General features: G+C 46.9%; 11 protein-coding genes. 10 read left to right on the top strand and 1 reads right to left on the bottom strand.

What is annotated here, in order from left to right; all coding sequences use genetic code 11:
• Positions 1 to 1319: 1319 nt before the first annotated feature.
• From J2Z66_RS19380 to helD, 4 genes are read left to right on the top strand one after another with little or no spacing between them, the layout of a single operon-like run.
• Positions 1320 to 2096 (top strand): ABC transporter permease, encoded by a 777-nt coding sequence (locus tag J2Z66_RS19380; RefSeq protein WP_209973400.1) that lies wholly within the window; start codon positions 1320 to 1322, stop codon positions 2094 to 2096.
• Positions 2093 to 2884 carry an ABC transporter permease gene (locus J2Z66_RS19375; protein WP_209973398.1) on the top strand — a complete coding sequence of 264 codons (792 nt, stop codon included), beginning with the start codon at positions 2093 to 2095 and terminating at the stop codon, positions 2882 to 2884. Before J2Z66_RS19380 ends, J2Z66_RS19375 begins: the two co-directional genes overlap by 4 nt.
• A gap of 28 nt (positions 2885 to 2912) precedes the next feature.
• Positions 2913 to 3884 carry an ABC transporter ATP-binding protein gene (locus J2Z66_RS19370; protein ID WP_209973396.1) on the top strand — a complete coding sequence of 324 codons (972 nt, stop codon included), beginning with the start codon at positions 2913 to 2915 and terminating at the stop codon, positions 3882 to 3884.
• A 57-nt stretch (positions 3885 to 3941) separates the two neighbouring features.
• Positions 3942 to 6209 (top strand): RNA polymerase recycling motor HelD, encoded by a 2268-nt coding sequence (helD, locus tag J2Z66_RS19365; RefSeq protein ID WP_245375671.1) that lies wholly within the window; start codon positions 3942 to 3944, stop codon positions 6207 to 6209.
• Between the two features lie 188 nt (positions 6210 to 6397).
• Here the strand turns inward: helD and J2Z66_RS19360 are convergent, their stop codons facing one another.
• Positions 6398 to 9892 (bottom strand): DUF642 domain-containing protein, encoded by a 3495-nt coding sequence (locus J2Z66_RS19360; RefSeq protein ID WP_209973394.1) that lies wholly within the window; start codon positions 9890 to 9892, stop codon positions 6398 to 6400.
• Between the two features lie 247 nt (positions 9893 to 10139).
• Here J2Z66_RS19360 and J2Z66_RS19355 point away from each other — a divergent pair, with 247 nt between their 5' ends.
• From J2Z66_RS19355 to J2Z66_RS19330, 6 genes are all read left to right on the top strand, one after another.
• Positions 10140 to 11279, top strand: a complete 1140-nt coding sequence (locus tag J2Z66_RS19355; RefSeq protein ID WP_209973392.1) for a Gfo/Idh/MocA family protein — start codon at positions 10140 to 10142, stop codon at positions 11277 to 11279.
• A gap of 184 nt (positions 11280 to 11463) precedes the next feature.
• Positions 11464 to 12873, top strand: coding sequence for an extracellular solute-binding protein (locus tag J2Z66_RS19350; protein WP_209973390.1), 1410 nt, complete (start codon positions 11464 to 11466; stop codon positions 12871 to 12873).
• Between the two features lie 302 nt (positions 12874 to 13175).
• Positions 13176 to 14606: an ABC transporter substrate-binding protein gene (locus tag J2Z66_RS19345; protein WP_209973388.1), complete on the top strand. Its 1431-nt coding sequence runs from the start codon at positions 13176 to 13178 to the stop codon at positions 14604 to 14606.
• Positions 14607 to 14681: 75 nt separating this feature from the next.
• Positions 14682 to 15572, top strand: a complete 891-nt coding sequence (locus J2Z66_RS19340; RefSeq protein WP_209973386.1) for a carbohydrate ABC transporter permease — start codon at positions 14682 to 14684, stop codon at positions 15570 to 15572.
• A 16-nt stretch (positions 15573 to 15588) separates the two neighbouring features.
• Positions 15589 to 16416: a carbohydrate ABC transporter permease gene (locus J2Z66_RS19335; RefSeq protein WP_209973384.1), complete on the top strand. Its 828-nt coding sequence runs from the start codon at positions 15589 to 15591 to the stop codon at positions 16414 to 16416.
• 155 nt (positions 16417 to 16571) lie between these two features.
• Entirely contained in the window at positions 16572 to 17534 is a 963-nt protein-coding gene (locus tag J2Z66_RS19330) for an aldo/keto reductase (protein WP_209973382.1), read from the top strand.
• The last annotated feature ends 36 nt before the right edge of the window (positions 17535 to 17570 follow it).

Genomic DNA, 17570 nt, shown 5'->3' with positions numbered 1-17570 from the left:
AGAATAATTAAAATAGAATAAAGGCATGGGTTTTAAATAAGAAAGCTTCGAACTGCTTAAATAGCGGTTTGAAGTTTTTTTATGGTTTATTAGCGCCAGGAAGTATAAGTTTTTGGGGGATGCCTGAAGTGAATATTTGCGATTTCACAGTGCTGCTTTTTTAGCTTTGCAGTGATAAAGTATTTGAGCCACCCTTCAATCTTCAAGGGAATCAGAAAGTAAGCGTAGTTATTCCATATCGCCACTATCCCTTTCACTCAGGAAAGCAACTTATGCTGGCAGTCCGTTATCGGTTTGAGCGTGGCACGTTCGGCAATTTGTAGCAGATAGAGAAGGGATGTGGGAGGGGGAATGATAGTAAGAAGAGTAGTAAGAAGTAGTGATAAGTAGTAAGGAGCAGTAAGGAGCAGTAAGGAGCAGTAAGAAGTAGTAAGGAGCAGTGAAAAGAAGTAAGTAGCAGTAAGAAGTAGTTAGAAGTATGTGAGAAGTAGTGAGAATTAGTAAGAAGTATGTGAGAAGTAGTAAGAAGTAGTAAGAAGTAGTAAGAAGCAGTAATAAGCTGGTAAGCAGCCCTCCTTCCGCCGAAACGAGCATGTGCTTGACTTAACGATGTTTTTCATCGTTAAAGCAAGTGCTTCGAGGTCAATCCATCACGTTAGTGATGTTTTTCATCGTTAAAAGAGGTCGGTTGCTCCCCTCAGGGTGGAAAACAGGGATTTAACGATGAAAATCATCGTTAAGTAAGGATTTGGAGAAGAGCTGGCGCTTTTAACGATGAAAAACATCGTTAAAGTAGCAGATCCTTCTCAGCTGCGCGCGCTCTTCATCCCCAGCGCCTGCACCAGCTAGGAAATCTCCTCCAACCAAGAGAAAAACTCTTGCAGGCTGTCTGTTTGAGCTTGATGTTTCTGCGATTAGTACGATTGTAGCTGAAAATGGTAAATGGTAAGTGGTAAGTGGTAAGTGGTAAGTGGTAAGTGGTAAGCGGTAAGTGGAAAGTGGTGAGTGGTAAGTGTTAAAGGGGAAGGGGGATGGGGTATGGGAATAGGTGGAAGAGCGGAAGCGTCCGACTTCAAGGATTTGTTCCAACCCTCTCATCCATTTCATTCAAGGGAAGAAATCTTTAACAGCGGCTGGAGCCCACAGCCATTTCCTCCCTCCATGCACGAACGTCACGAACATGCTCCTCAAAGGACGCCACAAGGCGTGTTTCTTCATTTGAAAAAAAAGCTTGCCAAAGAAAAACCGCTTTTGATAAGATAGAAATCTTCTCTCAAAAAAGAGAACTGCTGGTAGAATTTTAAAAATGGAGGTGCTGCATGCTTTTTGCCGTATTGGTACGGAAGGCTTATGCGAGGAACCTGCAATATCGGGGCGCGCATATGCTGCATAATGTGGCCAGTGCTTTATTCGGATTTATTTATGTGTCCATATGGACAGGACTTGGCGCAGATAGCTCTCTTGGAGAATATGGCGTTAAGGGAATGGTCAGCTACATAGCCTTTAATCAGGCAAGCCTTTGGATCACACTATTCATCACTAATGGGCTAGGCATCGAACAGTCGGTGCGGACTGGACAAATTTCGCTCGATCTCATGCGGCCTGTGCATCTGTTCTATCAGACAATGAGCCGGGAATGGGGCCAAATTTATTATCAGTTTCTGTATAAGTTCATTCCGATTTATCTCCTTTACTTCTTCTTGTTCTCACTCCAGATTCCCAAGCAAGCTTCCGTCTATGCTACAACCGCTCTCGCACTCGTTCTCGCTGCATACATCTCAATTTGCATAAATTATTTAATTGGCGTCGCTGCCATGTGGACAACTGAATCACGCTGGCTTTACTGGGTAAATTATGCATTTAGCATGCTGTTATCCGGTTTTTTTATCCCTTTGGAGTGGCTGCCCAGCGGATTAAGCGATATTGCTTTCTATTCGCCCTATCCTTATCTGCTTTATTATCCGACACGCATTTACCTGCAAATGGAGCAGGGTACTGTGCTGTTTGGAAGTCTCTTGTGGTGTATCGGGTTTACTCTTTTATGTTTGTTTGCGACTGTGCTGGTAAGAAGAAAGCTGGAGGTGCAGGGAGGATGAGTACGCTTAAGCTCTATGGACTACTGGTTCGTGCCAGTATTCGCAGCCGGATGCAGTATAAATTCAATTTTGTTTTCTCTACCCTTATGGCAGCTTGTGTAAGTGCAGCGGAAATTCTGATGGTTGCTTTCGTGCTGATGAAATTCGGGCATGTGAAGGATTGGAGCTTTTATGAGGTTGGTTACTTATACGCCGTAATTATGCTGTCAAAAGCGATCTATCGCACATTTGCCTCAGATGTGCATCATCTGGAGAAATATCTCGTGAGTGGTGATCTGGATGCTTTATTAATTCGTCCGATCCCGCTGCTGCTCGCTTTGATGACCCAGAATGTACGCCTTCTGGTTGCCGAGTTTGGTCAGGGTATCCTCATCCTTTTTATCTCTATGAGAGCGCTCATATCCAGCGGACAAATAGATTGGGTCGCTATTCCGCAGACCCTGCTTATCGTGCTGAGCGGTTCAGTGATTCTCTTCTCTATAGGTCTGGCTACTTCAGCTATCGGGTTCTGGACCACTCGTGTGGAGGAGCTGCAAACGTTAACGGAGGATGCGGCCAGAACCGCTGCGCAGTATCCGCTCGTGTTATATCCGAAATGGATGAGCACCGTTCTGCTTGTTCTTATTCCTGTCGGCTTCGTTAATTATATACCATCGCTATTTATATTGAGGAATGAGTATGGAAGCTGGCTGCTTCTGTCTGTGGTTGGTGTTGCGGCTGTCTGCTGCATGCTGGCTTTACTGTTTTGGCGTATAGGAATATCCCGCTATCAAAGCACTGGCAGTTGAGGGAAATAAGAGGAAGAGGGAGTGAATCATGATCACGGTAACGAATTTAAGAAAAACATTCAAAAGCCCGCTTGTCAGAGAGGGCCGTTTTGTCGGGCTTCGCAGCTTATTCTCAAGAGCTTACCGGGAAAAGGAGGCGGTTCGCGACATCAGCTTTACGATAGAAAAAGGGGATTTTATCGGCTATATCGGTCCAAATGGTGCAGGCAAATCAACCACGATCAAGATGCTTACCGGCATTCTTCATCCGAGCTCTGGCGAGGTTCTGATTCGGGGCTTGAGTCCACAGAAGCACCGGCGTCAGGTGGTGCGGCATTTGGGCGTTGTTTTCGGGCAGCGCAGCCAGCTGTGGTGGGATTTGCCTGTGAAGGATTCTTACGACATTCTGGCAGCCATGTACCGGATTGAGGATGCGACTAAGCGCAGGCGGCTGGGAGAGCTGGAGGAGCTGCTCGGGCTTGGCGAGTTCATGGATACTCCGGTACGCAGGCTGTCGCTGGGACAGCGGATGCGGGCGGACTTAGCCGCGGCGCTGCTCCATGACCCTGATATTCTTTTTCTCGATGAGCCGACAATAGGGCTTGATATGGATGCGAAAAGAAATATTCGCGGCTTTCTGCGTACGCTTAACCGCGATTTCGGCAAAACGGTTCTGCTTACCACACATGATATGGACGATATTGAGCAGCTGTGTAAGCGGGTTATAGTTATTAATCATGGCCAGCTTGGTTATGATGGCACCATAGCCAGCTTGCGTGAACGGATTGGGCTGCCCACCGTTGTCAAAATCACTTACCGTGGAAAGGTTAGCGTCCCGGAAAGCTGGGAGCTGCCTTTTCAAATTACGGAGCAGGGTGAGGGAGTTTTAACAGTTCATTGTAACCGCCAGGAAATGAAGGCGATGGACATGCTGCGTGTAGTTAGCGGCTGGGGAGATATGGAGGATGTTCATATGGAGGAGCCCAATTTCGAGGAAGTCATCCACCGGATTTATCAATGATCCTTAAGTAGTGTAAGATAGAGTTAGAAAATGAGCCATTTCAAGGAGGTCATCCATATGACAATTGGACAGGATGAGTGGCAGCTTGAAGCAGCCCGCCTGATGAATGTCAGGGAACAGATAGAACGTAAGATTGAAGAACTGGATGCAACTGTAGATATCCGCCGAGGTGATGCGGAGACGATCCGTCTTAACTTCTGGAATGACATATCTGTAAATGTGGAAAATGAAGACGATCTGATAGAAACGGCGGCAAGTATTACCCAGCAAGCGCATGTGCTGTCCGGTCAGGAGCGGAGCTACAAGCTGGCCTATGATGCTTTGCGGAAGCTGGAGCAGATTGTGGACACGCCTTATTTTAGCAGAATTGACTTTGTTGAAGCGGGAAGCAGTCTTGAAGAGCAGATTTATATTGGACTTGCTTCCTTTCTTGATCCTGTTACAGATGAGATTCTGATTTATGATTGGCGGGCGCCTATCTCTAACCTTTTCTATGATTTTCCGCCAGGACCGGCTTCTTATACGACGCCAGAGATGACGATTGAAGGGGAATTGAAGCTTAAGCGGCAGTATATGATCAAGTCGGGGCAGCTACTAAATATGTTTGATACAGGCATTAGCATCGGAGATGAAATGCTTCAACAAATGCTTAGCCGCAACGCAGATGATAAAATGCACAGCATTGTCACGACCATTCAGCGCGAGCAGAATCTGATTATTCGTGACGACAAGCATAAGGTGCTGATCGTACAGGGCGCGGCAGGCAGCGGGAAAACGTCTGTCGCGCTTCAACGGATCGCCTACCTTCTGTATAAATACCGCAAAACGCTGAGTGCGGATCAAATGATTCTCTTTTCTCCCAATTCCTTATTTAGCGATTATGTGTCCAGCGTGCTTCCAGAGCTTGGGGAGACGAATATGCAGCAAACGACGCTTCAGGATTATTTGAGCTATAGGCTGGCAGGAGCAGAGTTAATGGTGGAAGATTCCTATGATCAACTGGAATTCGTGTTATCCGCAGACACTGTACTTCAACCCGAGGATGCAGCCCGTCTGGAAGGCATTCGCTATAAAGGCTCAGCTGCATTCCTGCAGGTTATTGAAGCATATGGAGCACGCCTTCGACAGGAGGGCATACGATTCAGCAGCTTTTCTGTAGGAGCCAAGGTGCTTATCTCTAGCGAGCAAATCAGTGGCTTTTTCTATGAAAAGCAAACCACTATGTCGCTTGGAGACCGGATGGAAAATATGAAAGAGTGGATTACAGGCAGGCTTGACGAGATACAGCTTGAGGCGGAGAAGCGTATTTATCGTAAGCTTAGCAAGGAGCCGAAGTATATTGGTGCCGATCAGGAATTGAAACGAATGAGCCGGCAAAAGGCGCAGCGCGCGCTTGGACCGCTCAAAGAAAAAGCGGAAAAGCTGCAATTTATTGATGTGCCTGGCTTATACAGGCAGCTGTTCGAAAGCTCAGAGCTGTATGCTTCACTCGCCCGGGAGGTTAGGCAGGAGCTGCCGGAGGCGTGGGAAGCGATTAAACAATATACGAGCTCAAAGCTGAAGCAGGGGCACATCATGTTCGAGGACGCCACACCACTGGTGTATCTCAAAGGTATTATTGAAGGTCAACAAACCGTTAATACGATTCGTTATGCCATTGTAGATGAGGCTCAGGACTACTCGCCGTTTCATTATGCTTATCTCAGGAAGCTGTTTCCGCGTGCGCGCTTTACATTGCTTGGTGACTGGAATCAGGGGATTTATGCCCATGCCAGCCAGGAGGGGGCTTACTCATCGATTGGAGAGCTGATGGCGGAGGAAACAGAGACAGTACGTCTGGTCAAAAGCTATCGCTCCACTCGTGAAATTGTCGAATTCGCAAGCCGCATTCTTCCTCATGGAGAGCCGGTGGAGCCCTTCAACCGCAGCGGTGAGGAGCCTCGTCTTGAGCGGGCCAGCGATGAACAGGATTTGACGCGCCGCGTGGTGGCCTCTGTGAAGGCATGGGCAGATCAGGGTATCCATTCGATGGCAATTATCTGCAAAACAAAACAGGAAACGCGCCGCGCCCACGAACTTCTAGTCGGTCATTTGCCGCATCTGCAGCTGATTACGAAGGAAACGCTCCATTTTGCCGCGGGTGTAATGATTCTTCCTGCCTACTTGGCCAAGGGCCTGGAGTTTGATGCTGTTCTAATCTATAACGCGGGCCGTCAAGTATATGCCGAAGAAAGGGAACGTAAACTTTTCTATACCGCTTGTACGCGTGCGCTTCATCAGCTGCAGCTTTGTTATGTGGGGGAGCCTTCTCCATTCATTATGTAATCCATATGAAGCATATCGATTCCACTACCAATACGATCATCTACGATCATCTTATGCACGTCCAATTATGCACGTCGACTTATGGCGGCCTCTTTATTTCAGGGCGTTCTCACAGGCTGCTTGGCAAGGCGATAAGGGGAGCCCCTTATCGCTTTGCGTTTATTAACTAGTCCAATAATGTAAGTGCTTTACAATGTGATACCCAATTCATCGACATAAATCACGCCCCCGCTTGCTGCGGGATTATCATGCTGAATGATAATCATTAATTCATGGTCAAAGCTGGTTGGAGCGGTAAAGACAGTTGAATAATCATAGAACTGTCCCGTATCCGTGAAGGTTATGGAAGTCAGATTAGTTCCGGCCGTCATATCTTTAATGATGACTTTGCCTCCCGTAGTTGACCCTGCCCCCAATGAAGCTGAAAACTTTAGCGTGTAGCTTCCAGAAGGCTTGTAACCATACCATGAATACATTAGCTCCTGAACGCCGTGAGCAGGTGAGGTTTCCAGCTTGAGGCTTTGACTGCCCCGGTAATTAAAGGCGGGTGCCACGACCACGCTGCCTTCCGCTGTCGTTGCCCCTCTGCTCCACCACTTGGGTAGTGTATGATCCGAGAGCTCCGTAAATTCGAACCCCCCATTAGGAATGGCGGAGTGGAATAAGGATGGAGTCAGGGAAACATCGTCGAAATAGCTGATTCCGCCGGACACTGCATAATTCTGATGATAGAGCCGTATTTTCAACTTTTCTGTGTTTGCTGCTGGAGTACGGAAAGTTGCCGTATATTTCGTCCAAGTTCCGTTGTCGAAATTGACGGTTGCAAGTAAGGAGCTTGACGTATCGGTAACGATATCCACCCTTCCTTTGGCAGCAGTCGCATTATTTTTGGCATAGAAGGTCAACGTATAGTCTGTGTTCGGTTCGTAATCGGCAACGATCTGCTCCAGCACCTGCCAGCCTGCTGCCGGGTTTGTTTTCACCGTCATGCCTGCTTTGCCGCTTCGGGAGTTGGCCGTATCGATATAGGCGGTGGCGCTTGTCGATTGCCACCTTTGCCAATAAAGAGGCAGTGTTGTGTCCATAGGATTGGAATACTCAAAGCCCTGATTCAGCAGTGTATGCTCATTCGCCCATCGCAGCGCAACGGTGCCTGTCAGTGGAAAGTATACCGATTGTTTCGGATCTTTGACGATTCCGCTTATGATAGGTTTCATTGAAGCGTTAACCTCGGCCAGCATTCCCCAGAACCCCGCATAGGGTGTCCATGAATGGTAATGAATCGGATACGTCCCCGTAGTATCGAGGCTGTGGCTGATCAAATAAGGCGACGTCGAACCGTTCCACATGACATCGGTTAAAGTTTTGGAGAACTTGACCATATCGGTTTGGCTAAACACTTGACCATGCCGATAGGCCTCGATCGCACCTGTCAGTGCCACGGCAGAATGCGTCAGATCATCTACGAAGGTGTACACGCTAGCGTTGTCAAACCAGAAGTTATTGTCCCATGAACCGTGATTGCTCCAATAATTCCATTGGTAACCGCCCGATGCATTCGTACTCAGCTTGTTTTTGAAGGCGGTAGCCATTTTATTGGCCCTGTTCAGATAGGTGGAGTCACTTGTAACATCGTACAATAAGTACAAGGAACCGGCATACGACAAATACTGATTGTTGGGCAGACTTCTGCCCGGATTGGATTGTCCGACGTTGCTGTTCGTTTGCTTATAAATACCCGAGGAGGCGTCTATATCCTGCCAATAAGGCTCCCATTTGTTGTACAGGTTGTCGGTAATGAAAGTTTTGTAAGTGTTGGCTTTGCTTAAATAGGTGGTATGGAGCGATGCATCGTTCTGGACAAGCTTCACAAAGTTCAGAATAGGATTCATAATCATACCTTCGTGAACCATATAAAATCCATACTCCCCGGCATTCACATTGCTGTAAACTGCACCATGCCCATTGACGTTATCTGCCAAACCAATCCTTATCGTCACAATATCAGAAGCATTCGATGGGGCTGTGAAGCCAAGAACAAATGACTGGAACTCGTTATTGGTAAAATCTTTATGGGCAATTTCCGTCCCGGTCGTTTCGTTGTATACCGTCACTCTTCCCGTCGAGCCGTTGAGCGCTTTGGCTGTCACGCTTAACCCGTGTTTGATTCCTGGTGCAAATCCCATCAGTCTTTGTGTGAAATAAGGAGACAGCGTGCTGCCGTTCGAAACGACAACACCCCAGGGAACGTTCAAGTTCGGACTGTGCTGATTGGTCCGATAGGCGAGGGTTGCATTTCCGTTCACAAGCTCCCATGAAGCGGGAGTCGTTTGGCGAACCGGATACACATTCACATTATCGTAGATCGTTATCCATTTATTATTCGTATAATCATTCTGAAGCAATCTCAGCTTCAACGTATGCCCAGCCGAAGACGGGGCGGTGAAAGTAAAGTTGTAAGCGGACCATGCGTTATTCTGAAACGTGATACTCCCATATGTAGTATTGTTTTCATCTATAATATCCGCTTTTCCAACTGCAGAAGACATATTGTTCTTAGCGAAAAATTTGACAGTGTATTCCGTGTTTGGCGAGTAAGCTATCGTCTGCTCCAAGGTCTGCCACGACGTGCCGTTAGCTTTGATGACCGCCGAAGCTGTACCGTCATATCCGTCGGTAACCAGGGTGGACCGGTAAGCGGTAGCCGGGCTGCCTTGCCAGCGGCTCCAGCTTTGCGGCAGTGTAGAATCGCTTCCGTTCACCGTCTCGAAGGAGGGGTTCTGGATAATCGTGGCTGCGGCTGAGGCGTATGAGGCCAACACCGAAATCTGATCGAAGTAAGCGATCCAGCTTGTATCCTGATTAGAAGTTAATGCGATTTCAAGCCTTACACTTCCTGATGTAGGAGCAGTGAAATTATAAGCGTAACGCTCCCAATTCGGATGGTAGACGACTGGCTCCATATCCGTCACCCTTGAATTAACAATGACCGTGCCGGTAGCGGTATCGACCGCGCTGAGGATGGCTCCTGTCTGATAACCGTTTGTCTTGGCATAGTAACTGAGCGTGTATTCCTGATTGGGCACAAGCGTTATTGTCTGGGTCAGTTTTGGCGTCCCGCTGCCATTGTATTTGACGGCGATCGCCTGATTTCCCGCGAACTTTTCCGTCGTCGATAAATAGACATCGGAGGCTCCCCCCGTCCTCGTCCAGTTGTTGGGAACGCCACCTGAAGCCGTCTCAAATCCGCCGTTCAGCACCATTTCCGTTGCTCCACCCAAAGCGCCCGCGAATTTGAAATCCTTGTTATCCAGCATCGGATAGGAGTACAAGGAAGGCCAGCCTTTAGCGGTACCACCAAGCGAGGAAGCGTTTACAAGAAGCCTATCGGTCTGATCTACGATTTTGTCCAGCCAGTAGTTATCCTTTGTGGCATGATAGCTGTTAACATAACCGTCAAGCAAGTAAGCTTCCGCCCATGCCACAGTCCCTCCATCAGCAGCATCCGTTGTCAGAGCAGGATCGCTGAAGCCTCTGCCATAATTCCAGCTCTGATCGTACTTTTTAAAACTGTCATACGTGTAATCGGATGCGTGAACCGGTAAATTCATGAACAACGCAAAAATGCTGATTGCCGTTAAAGCCACTACGGATCTGAAACTGAATCGGTTAATCTTCATCATTTACATCCCCTTTGAAAGTTTGGATTTCAATACAGTCATTCGAATTTAATTAAAACACATGTTTATACATGTTTATATTAAGTTTTGTATTACCCCTGTGTCAATACATTTATGAGTCTTATATTGACAGGAAGGAAAAATCGGTATAACATCGCATTACAAACATGTCCACACATGTATGTAATGAGATGTTGTTTTTTATTTCTTAAGGTGTCTGCGGGTTTTTCGAAAGGGGATGAGAGAAGAAATGCGTTTAGGAGTGATTGGTTATGGGCTTCGTATCGGACAAGTGCTGGATGAGTTGAAGCTTGTGGATGACGGCTGCCGTGTGGCTGCAATCACTGACGTGCGGTATGAAGAAATCAGGGACAATTGGACTGCCGTGCAAGGAGAGGTGCCTGCATGTTACGAAAGCCCGGAAGAGATGCTGGCAAATGAAAGGCTGGACGGCGTGCTGATCGGCACCCGCTGCTCCCTTCATACGGAGATGGCATTAAAGGTGCTGCCGACAAAGCTGCCACTTTTTCTGGAAAAGCCGGTCGCCACCCATTATGAGGACTTATTGCGGCTGAAGCGGGGCTTCGAAAGCTATCCCTCGCCTGTACTGGTTTCCTTTCCTTTGCGCGCCTCGCCATTGGTGAGCCTGGTTAAAGAGGTTCTGGAATCAGGCAAGATCGGAACGATTGAGCATGTGCAGGCCGTAAACAATGTCCCGTACGGTGGAGTTTATTTTCACTACTGGTACCGGGATGAGCGGGAGACAGGCGGATTGTTCCTGCAAAAGGCCACTCATGATTTTGACTATCTGAATCATTTGATCGGACAAAGACCAGTATCCGTATGTGCCATGGTTTCCAAGCAAATATTTAAAGGGGATAGGCCGGCCGGGTTAAAGTGCGCTGACTGTGAGGATAACGGGAGCTGTCCTGAAAGTACTGTCAGCATGACGAACCGCAAGCTAATGCCGTCTGAATGGGAGCATTGCTGTTTCTCGGAAGATACGGGTAATGAGGATTCGGGTAGTGCTATCATCAAATATGAATCAGGCATGCATATGAGTTATTCCCAGAACTTTTTTGCCCGCCGCAAAGCAGGAAGCCGTGGTGCAAGGCTGCTGGGTTATAAGGGCACGCTGGAATTTGATTTCTACACGAACGAGGTTAAGGTATTCATGCATCATCAGCCGCGCGTTGAAACCTATACCATAGACCCGGGTGAAGCGCACTTCGGAGGAGATGCCGTATTGGCGCAAAATTTCATCGGCATGATGAAAGGAATAGACCAATCGGCTAGTACACTGGAATCTGGACTGACAAGCGCTTTGATGTGTCTAAGAGCGAGGGAATCGGCACAGACCCATATGTTCCAAGACATAGCTTGGAGTTAGTATAGAGAGAATTAGGGGCTACCTTGGTTGTCTTAGTTGTCTGCATGCACTCCATTGCTCTTACCAGTCATTTACACTATAATATATACATGTATTAACAGGTTTATATTGTAGTCTATATGTGCTTAATTGTTATATAAAGAGGCAATTCAGTGTATTAGGCGCTGGGGAGGAAAGGGTTGGCATGAAGGAACTCAAACGCAGAAATAATTTCGATGAGCGCTATCAGGCGCTGCTCTCTGATTTACAAACTCATTTAAATACAGGCGTACTACGACCGGGGGATCCGCTGCAGCCGGAGAATTGGCTTGCAGAGCATTATGAAATGAGCCGGACTTCGGTACGTAAAGCGTTGGATTCGCTTGTAGAGGCAGATATTATTGTCAAGATTCCTGGTAAAGGGAATTACATTAAGCAAGTTCCGGTGTCCGCCACAACTAAGGAAACGTTGCATATTTGTATGTATAAGCCCTTTTATGATAACGAGGCAGTGAGGGCTGTTTTGTCCTCATTTGAAGCTGCCTACCAGAATGTGTCCGTGCAGCTGACGGAAATTTCAAGTATGACGTACTTAAAGGATTTGGATCATATGCTGGCGGGGGACGATGGACCTGACTTGTTTATGCTTACAGATATTCATCTGTCTTATAATGATTTTGGTGAATATTTAACTGATGTTACGAGTTGGTTGCCTGCTTCGTTCGATATTGACAGTGACAGCTATGCGGCTGCGTGGCAGCCGTATTTGAAGGAGGGCAGACTCTATTGCCTGCCTGTTTCTTTCTCGCCAGTCCTGCTAGCATACAATAAGAACTTGTTCAGGAATAATCAACTTACTTTTCCAGCCGAACTGATGAACTGGGAGCAATTGAAACAGCTTGCGATAAAGCTGACGACTAACAGCGCAGAAGAGCACAAAATTTACGGTTTTGGAATAAGCACGACAATTAACAGATTCAGCGGTTTTTTGATGCAAAGCGGCTTTCGGACCAGAGAGGGAGAAGTCATCGATTGGAACAGCGAATCTGTGCGCAAATCGGTTACTTTTGCCTATCAAATGCTTTTCGAGGATAAAGCCTCGCCGATTTATCCGGCTTCTGTAGGGAGGATGGTGGATGATTTGTTCCATCTCGGCCATATGGGCATGGTGCTGACGACTCTGATTACGTTGAATAACCAGCGTAAAGATGATTTTGACTGGGATATCGCGCACCCTCCTGTTGAGGATATGCAGGCCACACCAATGCTGACAGCAGGGCTTGGCATGAACCGGCGCAGTAACAAAAAGGCGCTAGCCCAGCTGCTGATGGAACATTGGCTTAAGCCTGAAACACAGTTGGAGTGGAGCAAATGGACGCTGAGCCCCCCTCTTTTGCGGCAGGTGGCTAAAGAAGCGGCAGCTATGCCCAACAAGCCGCAGAGCTGGCTTTTGTTCGAGGAGATTATCGCCTACAGCAAGCACTTGGCTGATGTCGTAGACCCACAGGCCCTGCAATGGTTTATGGATCAGCTGAACCCGCTATGGTCCAATATCGAAAATCCGCGTACAGCATGTGAGCGGGTTCAGAACGAATATTTATTGAAAAGTAAGTAATAGATCACCCCATAGCTTATCGCAGCCCGCATTCCCTGATGCAATAATTATTAACAAATTCCAATGTAATAGTTATTGACATGACGGAGTGCGTGTGATAATTTATACATGTATAAACATGTATGTTGTTTTTTTGTACAGCAAGGAAATGGTTAAAAGCAGTTTGAATCGCAAAATGCGGCAGTTTCGGGTGGGGCTATTAAAAAAAAGGATTTGAAATCGTTTTCAAAACAAAGGTTGTCGGATTTCCATTAATAAAAGAACTTCGAAAAGAGCAGTCATAACCAGGAGGAGAACAAACAATGAACCGAATCGTAAAAATGACTTGTCTGATGTTGGCAATCATACTTCTTTCCTTTATCACTGCCTGCGGTGGAGGCAGCAAAGCGGGGAATTCAACCAGCACCCCGAATAATGGCAGTACAGGGCAGCCGGAGGCATCTCCTTCGCAGAAGAAGATTACCTTGAAGCTGTACACCCTTGATGAAACAGATAAAGAGCTGGTCGATTCGACTATCGATGAATGGCATCAAATCAATCCCAATGTTGATGTGGAAACCGTGATTTTAACCGGAGAGGATTCCATGGACAAATTAAAGGTTATGCTGGCCGGCGGCGAGAAGATCGATATGGTCTATTATGACTTCTCCAACAGCTCCCGTGATAAAGCTTCGAAAATCTATTATAAACTGAATGATCTTATGGCTGAAGACAATTTCGATTATTTACAAACGTATGGTGATTACGGCCGTGCCACTATGATCGGCGATGATATTTATGGTTTTGCCAATTGGCTTTCGCCAAGCGCAGTATGGGTCAATACGAAAATGCTGGAGGCCAAAAACATTCCGCTACCGGACGATTCCACATGGACCTTCCAGGATTACTTTGATATGATCGCCAAGCTTTCTACGAAGGAAGGCGGTAAGCAGCAGTATGGAGGCATGCATTATCAGCGCGGCATTGCCGGTATTCTGGATGTTGCCGCATACGGAGATTGGGAAATTGTCAAGGAAGACGGCTCCCCTAATATCGACGCTCCAGCATTGAAGCAGGCTGCCCAGTGGTTCTACGACGCTATGTATACACAGAAGTCGATGCCTACCGAAGCAGATGTTGACGCCAATAAGCTCGTCGCTCTGTTCGATTACGCCAAAGGCGAGCTCCCTACGATGCTTGGCGCAGCCAATAGTGCCCTGTTCTTCGATGTATGGAAAACAATGGGCTACCTGACCGAAGAAGTGGATGCTCAAAACCCGTTCAAATTGCTCAAAATGCCTCATTGGAGCAGTGGCGGTGGAACAAATAAGCATACAGCGACTGTAATTAGTCATGCTGTAGCAAAGACATCTGCGCATCCGAAGGAGGCCTACCAGTACCTGAAATTTTTCACGCAGCAGGGCCTTGTCTTATCTTCCAAGACCGTGCACCGTATTCCTGTCTGGAAAGATGCCGATGCCAACACGCTGATGAATAATTGGAAGTTCTATAAAGATAAGGACGGAAATCAGGTTGAAGGCAAGGACCGGACTGATTTATACAAAGAAGCCCTCGATCGGAACCAAACGCCAATACTACCTAAATACGCCAATGAATACGCCTATTCCTCATTAATGCTCCAGGAGCTGAAGAAAGAGCTTAGTCTGGTGCTGGCAAATGAGAAAACGATCGATAAAGCGCTGGCTGACGCGCAGAAAGCATCAATGGACATTTACAAAAAGAACAGCAAATAGCAAGCAGCTTCACGGAGCCCTGATTCAACCTGCGTTGAGGCAGGGTTCCGCATCATGTTTGTCTGGAGAGATAAGATGCGTACAATGAGCCGAAAATCGAAAGAAAACGCAACGGGTTACTTATTTATATTACCTAATATAGTGGGGTTTATTTTATTTACGGCTTTTCCTGTCGGATTTTCGCTGGTGATGAGCTTAACGGACCGGCAAATATTCGATACTTTCGCGGAAAGCAGTTTCATCGGTCTTACTAATTTTATCGACGTATTTAAGGATAGCTGGTTTATTAATTCCATTCTTAACAATTTATATTTTTTGCTGTTTATTCCTGTACAAATGTTTTTGGCACTTGTGTGTGCCGTTATTTTTAACAGCAAATTTCTAGGTGCAAATGCGGTCAGAATGACGATCTATTTGCCCTATATCACCAGCTTTGTCGCTATATCGCTGATTTGGTTCCAGCTTCTGCATCCCAGCCAGGGAATTATCAATGAAATGCTGAAGCAACTAGGGGTGGAGCACCCTCCCTCCTGGCTTGGAAGCAGCTTGTGGGTAAAGCCCTCGATCCTGCTGATCCTGACCTGGCAAACACTTGGTTATAAAATGCTGCTATACCTGGCAGGCTTGCAGGGGGTGCCGGGGCATTTGTATGAGGCGGCTGAAATTGACGGCGCGGGCCCTGTACGGAAATTTTTCTCTATTACTATGCCGCTGATTTCTTCTGTCACCTTTTTTATTCTCATCATCTCTATTATTGATTCCTTTATGATGTGGTCGACCATTCAAGTGCTGACCGGAGGCGGTCCAGGAACATCAAGCACTGTCATCGGATATTACATTTATAAAACTGCGTTTGAGAATGACAATATGGGCTACGCTTCAGCTTTATCCTGGGTGCTGTTTTTTATTGTATTGATCGTATCCATGATGCAGTGGTGGGGACAAAAAAAATGGGTCAACTATTGATAGGCTCGGAGGTACTATGATCAAATTTATCCGTATCATTATTGCATATGCCATAGCAGCTTGTATGCTGCTGCCCTTTCTTTGGATGGTGTCCACATCGTTCAAAAATCCGGCGGACGTCTTTCAGTTCCCGATTAAATGGATTCCAAACCCGATTAATCTGGACGGGTACAAATATGTTTGGAAATCCTCTGTACTGGGTGTCTCTTTTTATACATTTTACTGGAATTCTTTGAAGGTTGCGTTTTTTGTGCTTGCAGGAACTTTCTTTAGCTGTACTTTGGCGGCTTACGCTTATGCAAGAATTAATTTTACAGGCCGCAGCGTTATTTTTATGGTGATGATTGCGACTATGATGATTCCTTTTCAAGTGACGATGATTCCGATCTTTATGATGTATAAAGAATTAGGGCTGCTTAATACGCATATGGCGCTCTGGCTGCCTTCTTTCTTTGGTTCTATGTTCGGGGTTTTTCTGCTTCGGCAATTTATTATTTCACTCCCTTTGGAGCTTTCAGAGGCAGCTGTTATCGACGGAGCGGGACATTTCCGTATTTATTGGAATATCGTGCTGCCGCTTATTAAACCTGCGATTACCGCCCTGCTGATTTTAACCTTGGTTGCGACATGGAACAATTATGAAGCTCCGCTTCTGTTCATCCGCAGTGCCGAGCTGTTTACGATACCTGTTGGACTTAAGGCGATGGCAGATGATATTTATAACATTAACTACTCAGGCATCATGGCCGGAGTCGTCAGCTCGATAGTACCGATACTGTTGCTGTTCGCGTTAGGACAAAGATATTTTGTGCAGGGGCTTACTTTTTCTGTGGTTAAAGGTTAATAGCATGAAAGAGTGACAGCAGGTGAGGACTTGATTATGGAGGCTAAAGGCTTGCCGGAACGGGCGGAACCCTTTAATATGGAAGGTGTACGGATTCAATTGAAATTCGTCCTTAGTGAAATAAGCCATATAGAAACGTATAGGGGGTTCCAAGCATGCTGAAGCAGCGCATTCCAGGTACAGATTTAGACGCTTCACTCATTTGTATGGGCACGGTGTCTCTGGGAAGTACGATAGACGATCAGGAGTCTTTCAGACTGCTGGACACTTTTGTTGATTTGGGCGGTAATTTTCTGGATACCGCTCTGAATTATGCGGACTGGTTGGATAATGGGGTGAAAGCTTCCAGTGAAAAGCTGCTGGGCAGATGGCTAAAGCAGCGGAAGGGCGGAGATCGTATTATCCTGGGCACTAAGGGCGCTTGTCCGACTGCGGAGCGATTTTTCCGGCTTAAACGAGAGGATATTTTGTCCGATCTTGAAAAGAGCCTTACCCATTTACAAACGGATTGCATAGATTTCTATTGGCTGCATCGGGATGACACGTCTGAGCCGGTTGAAGGTATTATCGATGTGTTGAACGAGCAGGTGCAGGCTGGTAAAATCCGCTACTTCGGCTGCTCCAACTGGACGTTGGAGAGAATTCAGGAGGCGCAGCAATATGCGCTTCAGCAGGGTAAGCAGGGGTTCAGCGGGAATCAAATGATGTGGAGCTTAGCGGATCCGAACTTCGAGAAGTTTGCCGATAAAACAATGGTACTTATGGATGAACAGACAAAGGCCTTTCACGAGCAAGTGGAACTTGCGGCAGTGCCATTCTCCTCACAAGCTGGAGGCTTCTTCAGCGGCAGATACAGTCGTGGTGTGATTCCTCAAGGGAAAGAAGATTTTGCGAACCAATATTTCAACGAGGTCAATTTCAACAGATTGGACCGTGTCCAAGAGGTAGCGCGGCAGCTGGGTCAGCCTAGTTCTGTCATCGCATTATCCTATATGCTGTCACAACCGTTCCCGGTCTATCCGATCATCGGCTCCCATACCGTTCAGCAGTTGACGGAAAGCTGCGCGGCAGGCGACTTGCGGCTGGATAGCGATACGGTCCGTTATTTGGAGGCTTAGTAATAGTAAGCTGGATTAGGCTGGATTACGCTAGAA

The sequence above is a fragment of the Paenibacillus eucommiae genome, from assembly GCF_017874215.1.
Classification (GTDB): domain Bacteria; phylum Bacillota; class Bacilli; order Paenibacillales; family NBRC-103111; genus Paenibacillus_AI; species Paenibacillus_AI eucommiae.
Note: the sequence above shows the minus strand (reverse complement) of the source record. Positions and strands in the feature narration are given on the sequence as shown.